Origin of the sequence: Paraglaciecola arctica BSs20135 (genome assembly GCF_000314995.1) — a bacterium.
In the GTDB taxonomy this organism is placed as follows: Bacteria; Pseudomonadota; Gammaproteobacteria; order Enterobacterales; family Alteromonadaceae; genus Paraglaciecola; species Paraglaciecola arctica.
The window spans coordinates 1-17,430 of sequence record NZ_BAEO01000053.1; the positions used below are offsets into that span (position 1 = coordinate 1).

At 40.5% G+C, this 17,430-nt stretch carries 12 protein-coding genes and 1 pseudogene; 7 read left to right on the forward strand and 6 right to left on the reverse strand.

All coding sequences use genetic code 11. The features are described from left to right. The 3 genes and pseudogenes from GARC_RS27390 to GARC_RS16800 all read left to right on the forward strand — a co-directional run. Positions 1 to 135, forward strand: a pseudogene (locus GARC_RS27390) (phytanoyl-CoA dioxygenase family protein); the annotation flags it as partial. A gap of 341 nt (positions 136 to 476) precedes the next feature. Next, positions 477 to 1,289 carry a class II aldolase/adducin family protein gene (locus GARC_RS16795; RefSeq protein WP_007622358.1) on the forward strand — a complete coding sequence of 271 codons (813 nt, stop codon included), beginning with the start codon at positions 477 to 479 and terminating at the stop codon, positions 1,287 to 1,289. A gap of 47 nt (positions 1,290 to 1,336) precedes the next feature. Then, entirely contained in the window at positions 1,337 to 2,512 is a 1,176-nt protein-coding gene (locus GARC_RS16800; protein ID WP_007622359.1) for a mandelate racemase/muconate lactonizing enzyme family protein, read from the forward strand. 113 nt (positions 2,513 to 2,625) lie between these two features. On the opposite strand, the gene GARC_RS16805 is transcribed toward GARC_RS16800, so the two are convergent. Then, positions 2,626 to 4,887 carry an acyl-CoA dehydrogenase gene (locus tag GARC_RS16805; protein WP_007622361.1) on the reverse strand — a complete coding sequence of 754 codons (2,262 nt, stop codon included), beginning with the start codon at positions 4,885 to 4,887 and terminating at the stop codon, positions 2,626 to 2,628. Positions 4,888 to 5,251: 364 nt separating this feature from the next. Here GARC_RS16805 and GARC_RS16810 point away from each other — a divergent pair, with 364 nt between their 5' ends. The 3 genes from GARC_RS16810 to GARC_RS16820 are packed head-to-tail and all read left to right on the forward strand — an operon-like array spanning position 5,252 to position 9,576. Continuing rightward, positions 5,252 to 7,561, forward strand: a complete 2,310-nt coding sequence (locus tag GARC_RS16810) for an efflux RND transporter permease subunit (protein ID WP_007622363.1) — start codon at positions 5,252 to 5,254, stop codon at positions 7,559 to 7,561. A gap of 46 nt (positions 7,562 to 7,607) precedes the next feature. Beyond that, positions 7,608 to 8,357: an outer membrane lipoprotein-sorting protein gene (locus GARC_RS16815; protein WP_007622365.1), complete on the forward strand. Its 750-nt coding sequence runs from the start codon at positions 7,608 to 7,610 to the stop codon at positions 8,355 to 8,357. A 34-nt stretch (positions 8,358 to 8,391) separates the two neighbouring features. Further along, on the forward strand, positions 8,392 to 9,576 hold the full coding sequence (locus GARC_RS16820) for a hypothetical protein (RefSeq protein WP_007622366.1): 1,185 nt from the start codon (positions 8,392 to 8,394) through the stop codon (positions 9,574 to 9,576). 34 nt (positions 9,577 to 9,610) lie between these two features. Here the strand turns inward: GARC_RS16820 and GARC_RS16825 are convergent, their stop codons facing one another. The 5 genes from GARC_RS16825 to GARC_RS16845 are packed head-to-tail and all read right to left on the reverse strand — an operon-like array spanning position 9,611 to position 16,341. Beyond that, positions 9,611 to 10,597 carry a response regulator gene (locus tag GARC_RS16825; protein ID WP_007622367.1) on the reverse strand — a complete coding sequence of 329 codons (987 nt, stop codon included), beginning with the start codon at positions 10,595 to 10,597 and terminating at the stop codon, positions 9,611 to 9,613. 25 nt (positions 10,598 to 10,622) lie between these two features. Then, positions 10,623 to 13,964 (reverse strand): MHYT domain-containing protein, encoded by a 3,342-nt coding sequence (locus GARC_RS16830; protein WP_007622368.1) that lies wholly within the window; start codon positions 13,962 to 13,964, stop codon positions 10,623 to 10,625. Beyond that, complete coding sequence (gene fghA / locus GARC_RS16835) at positions 13,961 to 14,839, reverse strand: S-formylglutathione hydrolase (RefSeq protein WP_007622369.1); 879 nt, start codon at positions 14,837 to 14,839, stop codon at positions 13,961 to 13,963. The genes GARC_RS16830 and fghA overlap by 4 nt, the downstream gene beginning before the upstream one ends. Then, on the reverse strand, positions 14,839 to 15,957 hold the full coding sequence (locus GARC_RS16840; RefSeq protein ID WP_007622370.1) for an S-(hydroxymethyl)glutathione dehydrogenase/class III alcohol dehydrogenase: 1,119 nt from the start codon (positions 15,955 to 15,957) through the stop codon (positions 14,839 to 14,841). The genes fghA and GARC_RS16840 overlap by 1 nt, the downstream gene beginning before the upstream one ends. A 51-nt stretch (positions 15,958 to 16,008) precedes the next feature. Beyond that, entirely contained in the window at positions 16,009 to 16,341 is a 333-nt protein-coding gene (locus tag GARC_RS16845) for a hypothetical protein (RefSeq protein WP_007622371.1), read from the reverse strand. 333 nt (positions 16,342 to 16,674) lie between these two features. On the opposite strand from GARC_RS16845, the gene GARC_RS16850 reads away from it, so the two are divergent. Then, complete coding sequence (locus tag GARC_RS16850) at positions 16,675 to 17,307, forward strand: outer membrane beta-barrel protein (RefSeq protein ID WP_226989203.1); 633 nt, start codon at positions 16,675 to 16,677, stop codon at positions 17,305 to 17,307. The last annotated feature ends 123 nt before the right edge of the window (positions 17,308 to 17,430 follow it).

A 17,430-nucleotide genomic window follows, 5' to 3' on the forward strand; every position in this document is an offset into this window, starting at 1 on the left:
ATCGGGCAGTTACCTCACTTTAGTGCACCTAACTTATCTGACAAATCACGGCACGCTTTTACTTTACATATCACTTGTGCCAATACTCAATACGCAAAAGAAAATTGGCTGCAAGCTGAGCCAAGTTTGTTGTAAAAAGAATTTGAACCACAGAGGGTACGGAGGACACAGAGTAAAGAATAAAAAAATGGCTGGTTAACTCTTAGTGAACTCGCTCAGGCTTACTAGCTACTTTTGAATTTTATTAGTGTTTCACTGTGATTGGTTGCGTAAAAGTCGCCATTCAATTGATCCTGTTTTTTTTCTCTGTGCCCTCTGTGAACTCTGTGGTTAGTCTGTTTTTTGTACTATCTAAAATGGTGTAGTGAAGTCTAGGTGTTTTTACTGGATCTTAAAGCATATGACATAACTATAGAGCGGAACTTTTATTTCAATTATCAGGTGTAATTAAGGTAGTATTTAATCATAGAGATCCAATGATTAATGTATTTGTCAGGGTAATTAAAACAATAGGAGACGAGGTGTTTCAACTCGAAAAATTTAGTCTAAAAGGAAAGGTTTCTGAGCAAGAATGGCAGGCTCGGGTTGATCTCGCTGCATGTTATAGGCTAGTGGCTGAACATCGTTGGGGAGATTTAATTTATACCCATCTGTCGGCAAGAGTGCCCAACACTGAGCATTATCTGGTGAATGCCTTTGGTTTAACCTTCGACGAAGTGACCGCTTCAAATTTGGTCAAAGTTGATTTACAAGGCAATGTCTTAGATGGTTCGCCTTATCAAATTAATCCTGCCGGTTTTACTATCCACAGCGCTATTCACGAAGTGCGACATGATGCCCAATGTGTGATCCATTTACATACTAAAGCAACCATTGCCGTGGCCACAGTGCAAGGGGGATTAAAACCTTGGAGCCAATACGCGATGTTTTCGTTATCGTCTTTAAGTTATCACGGTTACGAAGGATTGGCGGTTGATGAGGCTGAAAAGGCGCGCTTGCAAACTGATCTTGGACAGACCAATCACATGTTATTGCATAATCATGGAGGGCTGACTTTAGGTGCCACTGTAGGTGATGCATTTATGCGTTTTTACGACTTACAAAGAGCTTGCGAAATTCAGATGGAATTGCTGAAAAGTGGTCAAGACGTAATCGAAATTCCCCAAGGTATTGTCGATGGTATCTATGCTCAAGCAAATATTGTGCATAGCGGCGAAACCGGTGGACAAAAAGCTTGGCCTGCCATGTTAAGACGGGCTTACAAACTAGACCCCACATTTTGTGAATAGATTGTTTAACAGACCCTAGTTAAAGATTATTAAAAATAGGAAGAAACATGAAAATCAACCGTGTTGAAATTTTCGACATTCATTGCCCCAAACGCCCACCTTGGAATCCTGTGTTCATTCGCATTCATACAGATGAAGGAATTTCTGGCGTAGGTGAAGCAGGCCTTGCTTATGATTTAGGTCATAGCGCGGCAGCCCATATGATCAAAGAAATTGCCGAAGCTATGTTAATTGGTTTTAATCCAATGAATACCGAATTGTTATGGTCGCGTATGCTACGGGAAAGTTTTTGGGGATTGGGCGGTGGTCCAGTGTTGTATGCTGCTATGAGTGCCATTGATACTGCTCTGTGGGACATTAAAGGTAAAGTTTTTGGTGTGCCTGTTTATCAGCTTTTAGGCGGTAAAACCAACGGAAAACTAAGAACCTACGCTAGCCAATTACAGTTCGATTGGGATAAAGAAATCACAAAGTTAACTCATCCAGAGCAATATGCAGAAGCGGCACTAAAGGCAGTAGCTGATGGTTATGATGCGGTAAAAGTCGATCCAATAGTATATGACAGCGATGGTAGTTCGTCGTTTGATCGAACTAAATTGTTCACTAAACCTCAAATGAGATTATTCGGAGACCGTTTACGTGCTATCCGTACAGCAGTAGGTCCAGATGTAGACATTATTTTTGAGTCACACTCATTAATGGGCGCGGCCTCAGCGATTCAAATGGGTGAATTAGTAGAAGAAGTAGGCTGCATGATGTACGAAGAGCCAGTGAATTATTTAAACTCGGCGGTACATAAAAAAGTAGCTGAAAATGTACGCGTACCTATTGCTGGTGGAGAGCGGCTTTATCATCGTTGGGATGTACGCCCTTATTTTGAAGATCAAAGCATTGATGTATTGCAACCAGATGTAGGGTTATGCGGCGGATTTACCGAAACCAAAAAAGTCTGTGATTACGCCGATGTATACGACATCCGTATACAAGCCCATGTGTGTGGTGGCCCCGTTGCAACTGCTGCTAGTTTACATTTAGAAACCGCTATCCCTAACTTCTTAATTCATGAACATCACACTTATGCGATTAAAGATTGGAATAGAGAATTATGTATTCAAGATCCACAACCCGTTAATGGTTTTTTTGAAGTGTCAGAAGAGCCGGGCATAGGTATAGAGCTTAACGATGAGGTGGTATATCGCTCACCTCATATGGAAGTGAAGTAACTTTTTAAGTCTTTTATTTTTTGCAAAAAAAACGGTATTGATAAATTATCAATACCGTTGCTGTAATATTTGCACTTAACTATTATGCGAAAAGGCAATACTGCATTACAAACTTAAGCTGCGTTAGCTGTCTCTTTTTCGTTGTTTTTTTCGTTCACTAGTTCGAGATTGTCATCTAACAAGTCCATATCAAAAGTAAACTCGTCAACACGGATAGCTAATTTACGCTTGTCATTGTATTTAATGACTAGCGCGACTTCTTGTGTAGTTAATTCACCAGCTTCTTGTAATTTGCCTACCGCATGTTCAAAAGAAATATAAGGTATCACTGGCACTTTACGTAGAGCTTTTTGGATTTTCTTAAGCTGCGGCATGACTGCATGTTTAGCTTTAAATGCTTGTTCGTTGATGTCGTTGCCATCCCCTGGGATGACTTTAACCAAGTGGGTTAACTGCGCTTTAATGCTAGTGTCTTGCATTGACGCTTCAGATAACTCACGTTTTAAGTCGTCTGAAATGCCTTTAACCGCTGTGGTGTAAGTATTGGTTAACACACGCATTAGGCCTCGTACCGCTGTGTTGGGGAAATTCACGATAAACTCATTGAGTGCGGTTTCACCTTTGTTTAAACACCACTGAATGGCGTATTCGAAGTAAGGTAATGCTTCACTACGATTTTCAACACGTTGCTCGTAAAAACGTACCACAGCCATAGCAGCATACATGTAACTCATTACGTCACCTAGGCGCGCTGATAACATTTCTGCTTTTTTCAAATCCCCGCCTAATACTAATAATGATAAGTCAGCCATTGGTGCTAGTTTGGCAGAAAGGGCATTCATACGTTGTTCGTATTGACATACTTCTGGTAGGGCTGATCCAGCACCACGTGTGAAAGGCAAATAACTTTTAGATAAGCTGCGCAAAGCATTTTTTACACTGAAAGCAACAGTTTTACCTAAGACTTTGTTGAAGGCTGCATCGGCACCCGCTTCTTCACTATGGATCAGATCAACCATCTCTTTTAGGTGAGGGTGGCAACGCATAGTGCCTTGGCCAAATATCATCAAACTACGTGTCAGGATATTTGCACCTTCCACAGTAATAGCGATAGGTAAGGCAACATAGGCACTAGCCAAGGTGTTTTGTGGACCTCGTTGAATGGCCTTTCCTGCTTGGATATCCATGGCAGAGTTCACCACTTCTCGGCCTAGTTCAGTCATATGATATTTGGCAATGGCCGTTACCACGCCCGGCTTTAGACCAAGGTTAAGACCTTCTGTAGTTAACACTCGCATGGCTTCAAGCACAAAGGTTTTGCCAGCAATATCTGCCATTTCTTCTTGTATGCCTTCAAAACGCCCAATGGGCACACCAAACTGCTCACGCACAAATGAATATTCAGCGGTGGACTTAAATGATGTTTGCGCTGAGGCCACGCCCATAGCTGGAAGTGAGATACCACGTCCGGCACCTAAGCAGGCCACTAGCATCTGCCAACCACGGCCAATGTTGTCTTGGCCGCCAATAACAAAGTCCATAGGAATAAACACATCTTGTCCACGTGTTGTACCGTTATAAAACTTCACGCCCATTGGATCATGACGATTACCCAACTCAACACCAGGGTGTGATTTAGGGATAAGGGCACAAGTAATGCCTAGCTCGACTTGTGAGCCCAATAAACCATCCACATCAAAGACCTTAAAAGCCAAGCCTAAAACAGTGGCAATAGGTGCAAGTGTTATATAACGCTTATCCCAAGAGACTTTAAGACCAATGACTTCTTTACCTTCCCACATACCTTTAGTGACTATGCCCGCGTCTGGAATTGCGCCAGCATCAGAACCCGCTTCTGGGCTAGTTAAAGCAAAACATGGGATATCCTGGCCCACAGCTAAGCGGGGTAGGTAGTGATTTTGTTGTTCAGGTGTACCGTAATGCATCAATAACTCGCCTGGACCTAAAGAATTAGGCACCATAACGGTTACCGCCAATGCGCCACTTTTAGCGGCCAAGGTAGCTACTATGGTGGAGTTGGCATAAGGGGTAAATTCTAAACCACCAAATTTCTTAGGAATAATCAGGGCAAAAAACTTGTTAATAGACAGAAAATCTAAAATGTCTTGAGGAAGATGTTTTGCTGTTTGTAAATCAAAGTCATCTACCATCGTCAAGACTTGGGCTACTGGGCCGTCTAAAAAAGCCTGTTCGTCAGCACTAAGCTTGGCACCTGGAATTGCGCGCAAAGCATGCATGTCAGGTTTACCCTGATAAATAGACGATTCTAACCATACATCACCAGCTTCTAATGCTTCTTGCTCGGTAATTGAAATTGGGGGTAATACTTTTTTAAGACTTGTTCTAATACTCATTATTTACTCATCCGCTCATCTGACCAGTTGTTGTTTATAATACTGATTTAAATAAAAAGATCAAAATTCTTTGGTATGTTTGTAAGCTGGTTGTTACGTGAAAGCATCCGTTAGTGGGATAAAAACAATATTTATCAATGGTATAGTAGGGAATTATAAACCTTGTCTACAATACAAGATTATATAGGTTTTGTTGTTATCAATGCATAATGTTGCGATTGAAATGTAATCAGTATATGGCGAGCATTAACATTTAGGCATGGATTTTATGCCTAACATGTTAGTCTTCGAAAGCTAATTTTTGAAGGTTATAGCGATGAATATTGAAGGTAAATGCAATGAATTTATGTGGTTGGGTAAATAATTGAATAATACTTGGTTAGACTTTTCAGTTAATCGTCCTAAGACGGTTCTTATCATTGGGTTTATGCTCATCATTGCAACTGCATTGGGTGCCAAAAATCTGTATTTTCGTGGCGATTATAAAGTATTTTTCGAAGAGTCTAACCCGCAAAGAACGGCATTTGAGGAAATGCAAAGGACCTTTAGTAAAAATGATGGTGCTAGCATCATCATTGCGCCTAAATCAGGTAACGTTTTTAATTTGCAAACTTTGTCTTTGATCCACGAAATGACTGAGGATGCGCAACAAACACCTTTATCTATACGTATTGATTCCCTGACTAATTTTCAGCATACCTGGGCTGAGGACGATGACATGATTGTTGAAGATCTCGTCTACGATTTGGCTGATCTTGACCAACAAAGGTTTGACTATATCCGCAGCATAGCCTTGAACGAACCTAATTTAGTCAACCGACTTATCTCGCCTAAGGGTGATGTCACAGTTATAAATGTTTCTGTGAACTTAGCTGAAGGAGACCAAACGGCTGAAGTCATTGAGGTCACTGAATCAATTAAAGCGTTAACTGATAAATATAAAGCAAAATATCCCGAACATGATTTTTATCATACTGGCGTAGTCTTGATGAACTATTCATTTGCCACATTTGCGAAGCGAGATTTCAGCACTATTGTACCCTTGATGTTTTTGACCGTTATATTAATTATGTGGTTGTTGTTAAAAACAGCCGTAGGCACATTTTCGACTGTTGTGGTGATTGCTTCGAGTATCGCCGTAACTATGGGGGTAGCGGGTTGGTTTGGAATGTTTATGAGTACCGCTACTGTGAATGTGCCCACTATGGTAATGACACTTGCAGTGGCTGATTGTATTCACGTGATATCGACTATGCTGTATGGAATGAGCTTGGGCAAAGATAAAAAAGAAGCTTTGCTATACAGTCTTTCACTTAACAAAATGCCCATTTTTATTACCAGCGCTACTACAGGGGTGGGTTTCTTGACGCTTAACTTTGCAGCGGTGCCTATATTAGCTGATTTAGGCAATTTGACTGCAGTTGGAGTGCTTTTCGCCTGTATTTTCTCGCTAACAATATTACCTGCACTCATAATGATTTTACCCATTAAACAACTACCGAAACAAATATCTAGCTCCAAGTTGAGTTATACAGAAAGGTTTGGGGAGTGGGTTATCGCTCATCACAAGCGGATTTTACCTTTTACGCTGGTGGTTGCTGTTACAGCCATTGGGTTTTCGTTCAATAACCAGTTAAACGACGTTCCTACCGATTATTTTGATAAAAGTACCAAATTTCGGAAGTCGACAGATTTTCAACAGCAGCATATAAGTGGGATGGCGAACTTAGATTTTTCGATTTTTACTGACGAAGATTCAGGCATTAATAAGCCACAAACATTGCAAAAAATTGAAGCCTTTAGTCAGTGGCTAAGGACACAACCTGAAATCGACCATGTTTCTACTATCACTGACACTTTTAAACGTTTGAATAAAAACATGCATGGTGATGATCCCAACTATTATTTGTTGCCAGACGATAGAGAACTAGCTGCTCAGTATTTGCTATTATATGAAATGTCATTGCCTTATGGGTTGGATTTGACCAATCAACTGGATATGAACAAATCAACAACGCGTATCATGACAATGGTTAAAAATGTAGGAAGTAAAGAACTAACCGCACTTGAAAGCAAAGCACAACAATGGTTCACAACTTACGCGCCCAATTTAAAACTCACTGTAGCCAGTCCGGCATTAATGTTTGGGCATATAGGTGAAACCAATATGGCTAGCATGTTAGAAGGCACCTTGGTTGCTCTTTTACTGATATCTGGTCTTTTGGTATTTGCACTTAAATCTTTTAAAATGGGGGTGATAAGCCTACTACCTAATTTGTTACCAGCTGGTATAGGTTTTGGCATCTGGGGTATTTATTCTGGCGAAGTCAATCTTGGTTTATCTGTAGTACTCAGTATGACATTGGGAATTATTGTTGACGATACTGTGCATTTCTTGAGCAAGTACCGCCATGCTCGGATTAGCGGTAATGACGCTGAACAGAGTGTGCGCTATGCTTTTGCTAGTGTCGGTCGAGCGTTATGGATCACCACCTTAGTATTGGCCACTGGATTTTCGATACTGATGCTGTCACCATTCGCTTTAAATTCAGATATGGGCTTGTTAACTAGTATTATTATAGTAGTTGCCTTGGCAGTTGATTTTTTGTTCTTACCCCCATTTTTAATGGCTTTCGATAGAAAAAATATTAAGCAGGAGCTTACCCATGAATAGAAATTTTCTTTCTTCCGTAACAATAATTTCCTTGGTCTTGACACTTATGAGCTACGCTTCGAGTGGTCATGCCCAATCCGCCCAAGAAAAAGGTCTAGCTATTGCAAAGGAACGTAAGTTAAGAGATAAGGGCTGGGGTGACAGTACTGGCAACATGAGTATGATTTTACGTAATGCTCAAGGTGAGGAAGTTGAACGTAAAATGCACTTAAAATCTTTGGAACTGGTTGATGACGGTGACAAAGGATTAACTATTTTTGATCAACCATTAGATGTAAAAGGTACAGTGTTTTTAAATTTTACTCATGCCATTGAGCCAGATGATCAATGGATGTACCTGCCTAAGTTAAGCAAAGTAAAACGTATCCGTTCTCGAAATAAGTCAGGCCCGTTTATGGGCAGTGAGTTTGCCTTTGAAGATATGAGTTCGTTCGAAATTGAAAAATATAAATTTAAGTATTTACGTGACGAAACCTTTGAGGGACAAGCCAGTTTTGTACTAGAGCAAGAGCCCACTGATGAAAATTCAGGTTATTCAAAACAAATAGTTTGGGTCGACAAGAAGCACTATAGAGTATTAAAGATAGAGTTTTATGATCGAAAAGGTAGTTTGCTAAAAGAACTCGTAAATTACGAATTTACTTTATACTTAGACAAGTTCTGGCGTCCATTGCGAACTGAGATGTTTAATGAGCAAAATGGTAAAAGTACTGAGCTCATTACTCATGAATTAAATTTTAATACTGGGTTATCGGACAATGACTTTAATAAGGGTACTTTGAAGAATGTTCGATAACATAGTGCTAATAAAATCTTTTAAAGGATCAACATTGAAGACATTGTTTCCACTTGTGGCGTTTCTGCCAACTGTTGTGTTTGCTGAAATTGAATACACCGGCAGCGCAGCTGTTGAACAACGTTACTTTTTTCAAGACGCACTTTACCCTCAGCAGGAAAGAGCAAATTTGTCAGTGTATTTTGCTCCCGAAGCCTATACCTCATTTAATGATGGTAATGACAGTATTTCGTTTAAAGGCTTTTACCGTCTTGACCAACAAGATGAAGAACGTACTCATGGCGATATCCGCGAGTTTAAATGGACACACAGCGGTGATGAATGGGAAGTTCAGACTGGGATTGGTAAAGTCTTTTGGGGGCAAACGGAGTCATTACATTTAGTTGATATTATTAATCAAACTGATGCTATTGAAGCCATTGATGGTGAAGATAAATTAGGACAGCCAATGGTAACCTTTTCTCTGTTTAAAGATTGGGGGAATACCACAGTGTTTGTATTACCTTATTTCAGAGAAAGAACTTTTTCAGGCAGTGACGGTAGATTTAGGGCTGCCTTGCCAGTAGACACAGACAATCCCATTTTTGAATCAGAAGATGAAGAAAAAAACCTCGATTGGGCTGTCAGATGGCAACATACATTAGGTGATTGGGAAGTAGGATTGTCCTATTTTGACGGTACTTCTAGGGAGCCTGATTTTGTCTTTACTACTAATGAATTATTAGAGCCAAGCTTGCGCCCTTTATATCCTCTGATGCAACAAGCAGGCATAGATGTTTTGGCCTTATTGGGTGGCTGGACAATCAAGTTTGAAGGTATTCAACGTACCGTTATGGAGCAAGACTATACTGCCTTTGTGGGGGGCTTTGAATATTCTTTTGTTGGCGTGTTCGATAGTGTGTACAACATAAATTGGTTAATGGAATATCAATATGATGGACGCGACGATATTACCAATGTAGTTGCACAAAACGATCTGATGATAGGTAGTCGGTTTGTGTTTAATGATATTGATGGCACTGTAATATTGGCTGGAGTGGTACAAGATCTTGACTATTCAAATGTCAGATCGGGTTTTATCGAAGCTTCTAGTAGGATCAATGATCACTGGAAGTGGCGAGTTGATGCCTGGATGTTTTCCAGTGATGAAATCGCTGAACCTAGTTATATGTTACGTCGTGATGATTATGTGCAGCTTAGCATAGAGTATTATTTTTAAGCATAAAAAAGTCCTTAACCTGAATGCAGGTTTTTTAGTCATCTTGCCAGCGTTCTTTTATCTTTAATATTGCGGGCAGTTGTTGTTCAAATAAATCAACTAGTTCAGGATCAAAATGTTTTCCTTTTTGTTCCTGAATGTACGCCATGGTTTTCTCTACTGGCCAAGCTTCTTTATATGGACGTTTACTCGTTAGGGCGTCAAACACATCAGCTAAGGCTACAATACGACCCTCGATGGGGATGTCCTTAGCTTGCAATTGATTTGGGTAACCTGTTCCATCCCACTTTTCATGATGAGTCATAGCAACCAATTTAGCCAACTCAATTAAATCAGAGTCAGATTCGCCCAATATTTCAGCGCCAATTTGTGGATGTTGTTTCATAATGGTGAATTCTTGGTCTGTTAATTTTCCAGGTTTTAACATTATGCTATCTGGAATACCGATTTTTCCAATATCGTGCATAGGCGCCGCATGTAATAAGTTGTCTGCGTCTGTTTCAGAAAAACCATAAGCCAGAGCGATTACCTTGGAAAAGTGACTCATACGCATGACATGCATGCCTGTCTCATTATCTTTATATTCGGATGCTCGGCCCAAACGTTGGATCACTTGTAGTCGGGTGCGTCTAAGTTCGTCGACATCGACTAAAGATAAATGGGTTTGTACCCTAGCTTTTACTACAGCAGGGCATATAGGTTTGGTAATATAATCCACCGCACCTACACTAAACCCCTTGGTTTCATCGTTACTGTCGCTTAATGCAGAAACAAATATGACGGGGATTGCTCTAGTTGCTGCTTGACTCTTTAAGGTTTCGCAAACTTGGTAGCCGGTCATTTCAGGCATCATTACGTCGAGTAATACTAAGTCTGGTTTGTCTGATTCAATCAGCCGTAATGCTTCTTTGCCACTTTTGGCAAAGGTCAGTCTGTACTTATCATTTAAGGTTTGATTCAGCACCCTTAAATTTGCGGGTTCGTCATCAACAATTAGTAACTTTGGGCGATTATCTATCATTTTAACCTACTGGTTGTTTTTCATTCTATTCACTATCGATATCCAACAATTGGACTTTTACATTTTGTATCAGGATTAACGCTTCTTCAAATTCAAAGTTGTTAAATGCTTGAATAATTGCGCTAATTTGTTTGTTATCAACAAAGTCTACCCCGGCAATTTTATCTAATAATTCATCATCAAATTTATTCAGAGATGCATGTTGCTCTAATGTCTCTAACAACTGCACAAATGTTTGCTTAGTTATGTGAACTTGAGTGTCATTTTTTGTGTCAGCCATATCCTTTGTCGATCTAGTTAAACTCTCTGTTATTAAGGCAAATTCTTGCTTTATTTTTTGAAGTGTTATGGCAGATTTTTGGTGATTTTTTTGTTCGCAATTTTTTTCGAGCGTGATAAATAACCTGTGTAGATTTGGCAAAGCTAAATTACCCGACAATCCTTTAAGTCCATGGGCTTTTTGTTCGATACTTGGCCAATCATTATTTTCTAAGTTATCTTGCAAATTGTCGATTTCAGCAGTTGATGTTTGTAGGAATGTTCTCAATTCATTGTAATGAGTGGTTTTTGAACCCCACAAAGAGATACCTGTATCTGAATCTATGCTGTTATTGCTCAATTCACCGTTTATCACCTGAGAAATATCGACGTTATTTAAGTTAAGAACACGGGCTATTTCATGCCTTAGTTGTGGGATATTAATTGGCTTATTGGCAAAACCTTCCATGCCCGCTTGTTCTGCTGATAATTTATCTTCTTCTAATACGCTAGCTGTGAGGGCTATGATTGGAATGTGTTTTGCGGAAGTGTCCAATTCAAACTTTCTACGGGCTTTTGCTGCGCTGAGTCCATCAAGAACTGGCATTTGGATGTCCATCAAAACAATATCAAAGTGTTCAGCTTTCATCCTTTCTAAGGCTTGTTCACCGTCACGTGCAGTGCAAATGTTATGACCATCCCGTTTAAGAATAATACTCAATAGTTCTATATTTTGCTCGATATCATCTACCACTAACACTGTTAGCGGCGGTAAAGGGATGTGTTCTGTATCGAACTCAGTGGTTTTTAGCACAGCAGTTGTTTTTGTTAGTGGGATATCAAAACTAAAGGTCGACCCTAGTCCAAGCTCACTCTCGACATAAATGTGTCCGCCCATCAATTCAACCAATTGTTTGCTAATGGTTGTTCCTAATCCTGTTCCTCCAAAACGCCTACTCATGGATTCGTCAGCTTGAGAAAACGCATCAAATACAGTCTCTATTTGATCTGGCGTCATACCAATACCTGTATCTTTGATGACAAATTTAAATGTTTGTGGGGTGACCTGAGTAACGGTTATCTCTATCTCACCAGATTGGGTGAACTTAACCGCATTACCCAATAAATTGGTGAGCACTTGCCTGAGTCTGTCTGGTACGCCGTTGTAGTTGCCTGCAATGCTAGGATCGATATCTAACTTAATAGGGACATCTTTTTCTTGGGCTAATAACCATAAGGTAGATACCACAGCATCTATTTCTTCAACTAAGGAAAAATCTCGATACTCTAATTGGAATTTGCCTTTTTCTAATTTTGCACTGTCTAATATATCATTTAATATATGCATCAAAGATTTAGCTGACTGATTAATTGTATTTAAATGTTTGTATTGCCCTTTATCTAATTGGCTATCAAGCAATATATCGCTGAAACCAATAATGGCATTCATTGGAGTACGAATTTCGTGGCTCATATTAGCCAGAAAGGCTGAACGCGTGGCAACAGCTTGTTCGGCTTTGTCTTTTTCTAGGATCAACGCCTCTTCCATTAATTTGCGCTGACTAATATCCATAATAAAACCATCTAAGTACTCTTCTTCACTGTTGGCATTTGTAATGGCTCGGCCATGGCCTAACATCCATTTGGTTTGGCCAAAACGGTCAATAAGACGAAACTCTAAATTAAACCCATGCTTTGCAGTAAAGTCGGTCTGCTCTATTATTTTTAGATCATCTGGGTGTATTAAGTCCGCTAGGCCTCTAATTGGATTGGGTAATAAAAAATCTTCAGGAGGGTAGCCAGTGACGTTTTCTACTTCGTCGCTGATAAATAAATGTGGCCAACCTTCAGTATTAATTACGCGGTAAACAATACCTGGAATATTACTCATTAGTGAACGTATCTTTGCTTCGCTATCTCTAAGGGCCGACTCCATTGCTAATCTGGCTCTTAGGTCGGAAATAAAACCAACAAATAGATGTTTGCCGTTAAATTCTGCGTGTCCCAATGCTAATCGGATGGGAATTAATTGGCCATTTTTGCAAACTGCTTCGACATCTCGGCCTTGGCCAATAATTTTGGCATTTCGAGTTTTAAGATACTGTTTAATATAACTGTCGTGGTTGTGTCTAATTGTTTCTGGAACCAGCATTTTTACATTTTGTCCGACAATTTCCTGTGGCGACCATCCAAGCAGTGTTTCCACTGCTTTATTCACACTTGTTACTATACCTGCTTCATCAATAGTCACTACGCCATCGACAGCTGTGTCCATAGTTGCAATAAGTCTTTGCTCGTTTTGCTTGGCTTCTGCAGAAATATCTTTGTATCGGAATACCACATTTAAGGCCAAAACTAACGTTATGATAACCACCGTAATGATAGTAACAGCGAAGGCCAAATACATAGATATTTCATTGGTTTGGACTAAGGTTTCAAGTCCTTCAGGCATAACAAAACGGGCTGCCGCCATACCAGTGTAGTGCATACCAGCAATGGCCAAACCCATGATAATACTGGCAATCGAATTCGTCACTAGTATGGGTTTTGTTGCTAGAAAATTGTGCTCAAGGCCAAATCGCGTCCATAAGGATAGGATGGCTAAAACCACCGCTACTACTATGGATAGAACAAACATGCTTAGGTCATAACGTAGTAAAGGTGCCATTTCCATTGCTGCCATGCCAATGTAATGCATGGTACCAACGCCTGTACCCATCAACACGCCACCTAATATTAATTGGCGTACGTTGACTTTTGGGCGCACTAAAAAATTGAGAGCTACCCATGAAGCCGCAACGGCAGGTACTAAAGATAGTAGGGTTAAACCCCAGCCATAGGACACAGTTGTGCATAATTCAAATGCCAACATTCCAATAAAATGCATTGACCAGACACCACCACCAAGGGTAATACTACCGACCAATAAAGAGATCTGTTTGCGCACTGGCGACAGACTTATGGAGGCTTGCGAGGCTACCTGGAACGCAACAAACGCAGCCATAATGGCAATAATTAACGAAAGTACAACCATTCCCAGGTTAAATTCGCCAACTAAAAGTAGATTATTTGGAGGGTAATCAAACCACTCAAGGATATTTAAGGTCATTGTTTAAGTAAGTGCTCGGCATGAAATCGAAGGTGACTTTCTATAAAACTCGCAATAAAGAAGTAGCTATGATCATATCCCGCGTGATAACGAAATTCGGCTTCGTAACCTAGCTCTAATGCTACCTCTTCTAAAGGTTTAGTGAGTTTCTGAGTGTGAAAAAAATTATCATCTAAGCCTTGGTCTACTAACATAGGAATATGCAAAAACTTTCCCTGTTGACGCATTAACATGCAGCTATCATAAGCCTCCCAGTCTTTCTGGTTTTCACCTAAATAATTATTAAAGGCTTTTTGGCCCCATTGGCAATCACTAGGATTAACAATGGGCGCAAAAGCGGAAACCGAGCAATATTGTTTCATGTTGGACAGGGCGATAGTTAACGCACCATGGCCACCCATTGAATGTCCTGCTATTGCCGCTTTCTCTTTTACCCTAAACTCTTTTTTAATCAGTGCGGGCAACTCTTCAACTATGTAGTCATACATTTGGTAGTGGTTATGCCAAGGCTCTTGGGTGGCATTAACATAAAATCCGGCGCCTAAGCCTAAATCGTAAGCTGCGTCTGCTGCGTCGGGTATATGATCACCCCTAGGACTGGTGTCAGGCATGATCAGCATGATACCCAGTTCAGCAGCGACCCTTTGTGCCCCCGCTTTCGCAGAAAAGTTTTCGTCGGTACAGGTTAGCCCGCTCAACCAATATAGCGCTGGAAGCTTTTCGTTTGGATCGCTAATCGGTGGAATAAATACACTAAACTGCATGTCACATTTAAGAACGTTTGATTTATGGCTATAACGTTTTTGCCAACCACCAAAACATTTATTCGCGCTGAGTTCAGCTAGCCCAGTTGTTTCTGCGGCTGTCCCCACCATTAGAAATGCACCACTGAACGAATGGACTTGCCCTCATGCATTAAATCAAAGGCAGTATTAATATCTTCTAGTGGCATGGTATGAGTAATAAAGGTATCTAATTCAAATTCGCCGTCCATATATCGTTGCACATAATCGGGTAATTGACTGCGGCCTTTTACTCCACCAAAAGCGCTACCACGCCAGACTCTGCCGGTAACTAATTGGAATGGTCGAGTGGATATCTCCTGACCCGCACCAGCAACACCAATAATAATGGATTCGCCCCAGCCTTTATGACAACACTCTAATGCCGAGCGCATCACGTTAACGTTACCTATACATTCAAAAGAATAATCCACTCCACCTTCAGTCATATCTACTATGACTTCTTGAATAGGTTTGTCGTAGTCTTTTGGATTGATGACATCTGTGGCACCTAATTGTTTCGCTATTTCGAATTTGTCTTCATTAATATCGATAGCAATAATGCGCCCTGCATTGGCCATTTTGGCGCCAATCAACACTGAAAGACCAATTCCGCCTAAACCAAATACAGCAACTGTGTCACCCACTTTTACTTTTGCAGTATTAGTCACGGCGCCCATGCCTGTAGTGACACCACAACCTAACAAACAGACTTTTTCTAAAGGTGCATCTTTTGGAATCTTAGCTAAGGCAATTTCAGGCACTACTGTGTGTTCAGCAAAAGTAGAGGTGCCCATATAATGATAGATAGGTTGACCTTTAATAGAAAAACGACTGGTGCCATCAGGCATCACACCCTTACCTTGGGTATTACGTATGGCTTGGCATAAATTAGTTTTGCCTGAAAGGCAGAACTTACACTTGCCACATTCTGGGGTGTATAAAGGAATAACATGGTCACCCACTGCAACTAGTGTCACTCCTTCGCCAACCGCTTCAACTATGCCAGCGCCCTCATGGCCTAAAATAGCCGGAAATAATCCTTCGGGATCTTCACCAGATAATGTAAATGCATCGGTATGACAAACACCGGTTGCCACTATTCGGACTAAAACTTCACCTTTTTGTGGTGGAGCTAAATCTACTTCTTCAATTTTTAATGGTTCACCTGCGGCCCATGCAACCGCTGCGCGAGTTTTAATACTTTTCATTATTTTTTCTCCTGTTTTTTCAGTCTATAGTGCCGAGATGGTCTGACTCTACTAAAAACAATATCCGAGCAGTCGGATACTGTCGGCCTTCCAGATCACATTACTGATCTCATAACCTTTTGCGCAAAGTTGCTCTTTGGATAATCTCTTCTTTAAGGCCTCAGCAGCTTGGTCTTCCAAATCAAGTTTGGTTTGATTGTTGGCTTGCATGGCTATTCTGTCTGGAGTTTCCTGTGTAAAACGTGGGTCCTCTCTAGGGCGTTTGATTTCTGTGCGCCCATCACGTAATAAAGACTCTTTAGAGGTGTTTTGCCACGATATGCCATAAACAAATTCAGTTATCCCTTTTTCAGTTATTCGTGAGTCGAATTTTTCATCTGTCATGATGGGAGGGGTATTACTAGCACAAGCACTAAGAAAAATGCTGAAGGCTAAAATTTTTAATAAAAAATGGTAGAACAAATGACACTCCGGTTTTGTGTTCACTGATGTTGGGGTATGTCGATCTTTCATTGGTAGTTGAAATATGAATAGCCCTTATACTAAACAGGGTCAAAGAGGATCGCAATTTGTCATCTGCGATTAAGTGACAAATATGCCACTCAACTCATTTACCTTAGGTTTAATTACGGATATTTATACGACCGTATCAAGATATAAGTTCGCACACTCTTGCAGCAGAGCATGAATGTAGTATTGTACTATTCATAGCAGGTAATGTGGAAATTTAGCGTGTCAAAAAAGCAGATTTGTTTACTGGTATTAAGTTGCATGATTAGCATACAATCTTTAGCAGCCGATAATCTTTATAGTGTAATTTCAGTAGGTTATTCAGATGTCGAGTTGCTCCAAGAGTCTAACAAAGGCTTGGGTTATAAAATTGCTTTTGGTTATCAAATTGACCCCCAGTGGTATGTTGAAGCTGGTTACCAACAATTGATCCACGATAAATTATACTTGACTGATCTGCCTACCGCCAAAGATGTCACTAACGGCGAAAATCTGCAACAAGGTGATGCCCTATTTGTTGCCTTTTTGGGCAAAGCGTCTGGTCCAATGGGCGAATTGTTTTATCGCTTAGGTGTGCTCAAAACTGATATTCGTGGCCAACAACTTTTGGCTGGGGTGGGGCAATGCGAACTCGGTGAAGCCAATGTTTTGGCTATTGCTGATTTTGGTACCGCCACTATGTGTGATTATGATGAAGGAGGCGTTGCAGGGGTAATTGGTTTAGGTTTTGATTATTTTATCAGTGCCCGCGCTATGGTTCGTACTGAAATAGAATATATTAAGGGGCAGGATAATTTAACTGTAGCGACTGCCACTGTAGGGCTGAGGTATAATTTTTGAGCTACGAGCTACGAGCTACGAGCTACGAGCTAAAAGCTAAAAGAATTTGAACCACAGAGGACACAGAGGAAAAGACATTTTAATCTTAAACTTCTATTCCTCTGTGAAGCGAAGCGCTCTGTG

Excerpts from the sequence above, each read along its gene's own strand:
- GARC_RS16830 (WP_007622368.1), bottom strand. The coding sequence starts at position 13,964 with ATGACCTTAAATATCCTTGAGTGGTTTGATTACCCTCCAAATAATCTA.
- GARC_RS16795 (WP_007622358.1), top strand. The coding sequence starts at position 477 with ATGATTAATGTATTTGTCAGGGTAATTAAAACAATAGGAGACGAGGTG.
- GARC_RS16850 (WP_226989203.1), top strand. The coding sequence starts at position 16,675 with ATGTGGAAATTTAGCGTGTCAAAAAAGCAGATTTGTTTACTGGTATTA.
- GARC_RS16845 (WP_007622371.1), bottom strand. The coding sequence starts at position 16,341 with ATGACAGATGAAAAATTCGACTCACGAATAACTGAAAAAGGGATAACT.
- GARC_RS16840 (WP_007622370.1), bottom strand. The coding sequence starts at position 15,957 with ATGAAAAGTATTAAAACTCGCGCAGCGGTTGCATGGGCCGCAGGTGAA.
- GARC_RS16815 (WP_007622365.1), top strand. The coding sequence starts at position 7,608 with ATGAGCTACGCTTCGAGTGGTCATGCCCAATCCGCCCAAGAAAAAGGT.
- GARC_RS16825 (WP_007622367.1), bottom strand. The coding sequence starts at position 10,597 with ATGATAGATAATCGCCCAAAGTTACTAATTGTTGATGACGAACCCGCA.
- GARC_RS16805 (WP_007622361.1), bottom strand. The coding sequence starts at position 4,887 with ATGAGTATTAGAACAAGTCTTAAAAAAGTATTACCCCCAATTTCAATT.
- GARC_RS16800 (WP_007622359.1), top strand. The coding sequence starts at position 1,337 with ATGAAAATCAACCGTGTTGAAATTTTCGACATTCATTGCCCCAAACGC.
- fghA (WP_007622369.1), bottom strand. The coding sequence starts at position 14,839 with ATGGTGGGGACAGCCGCAGAAACAACTGGGCTAGCTGAACTCAGCGCG.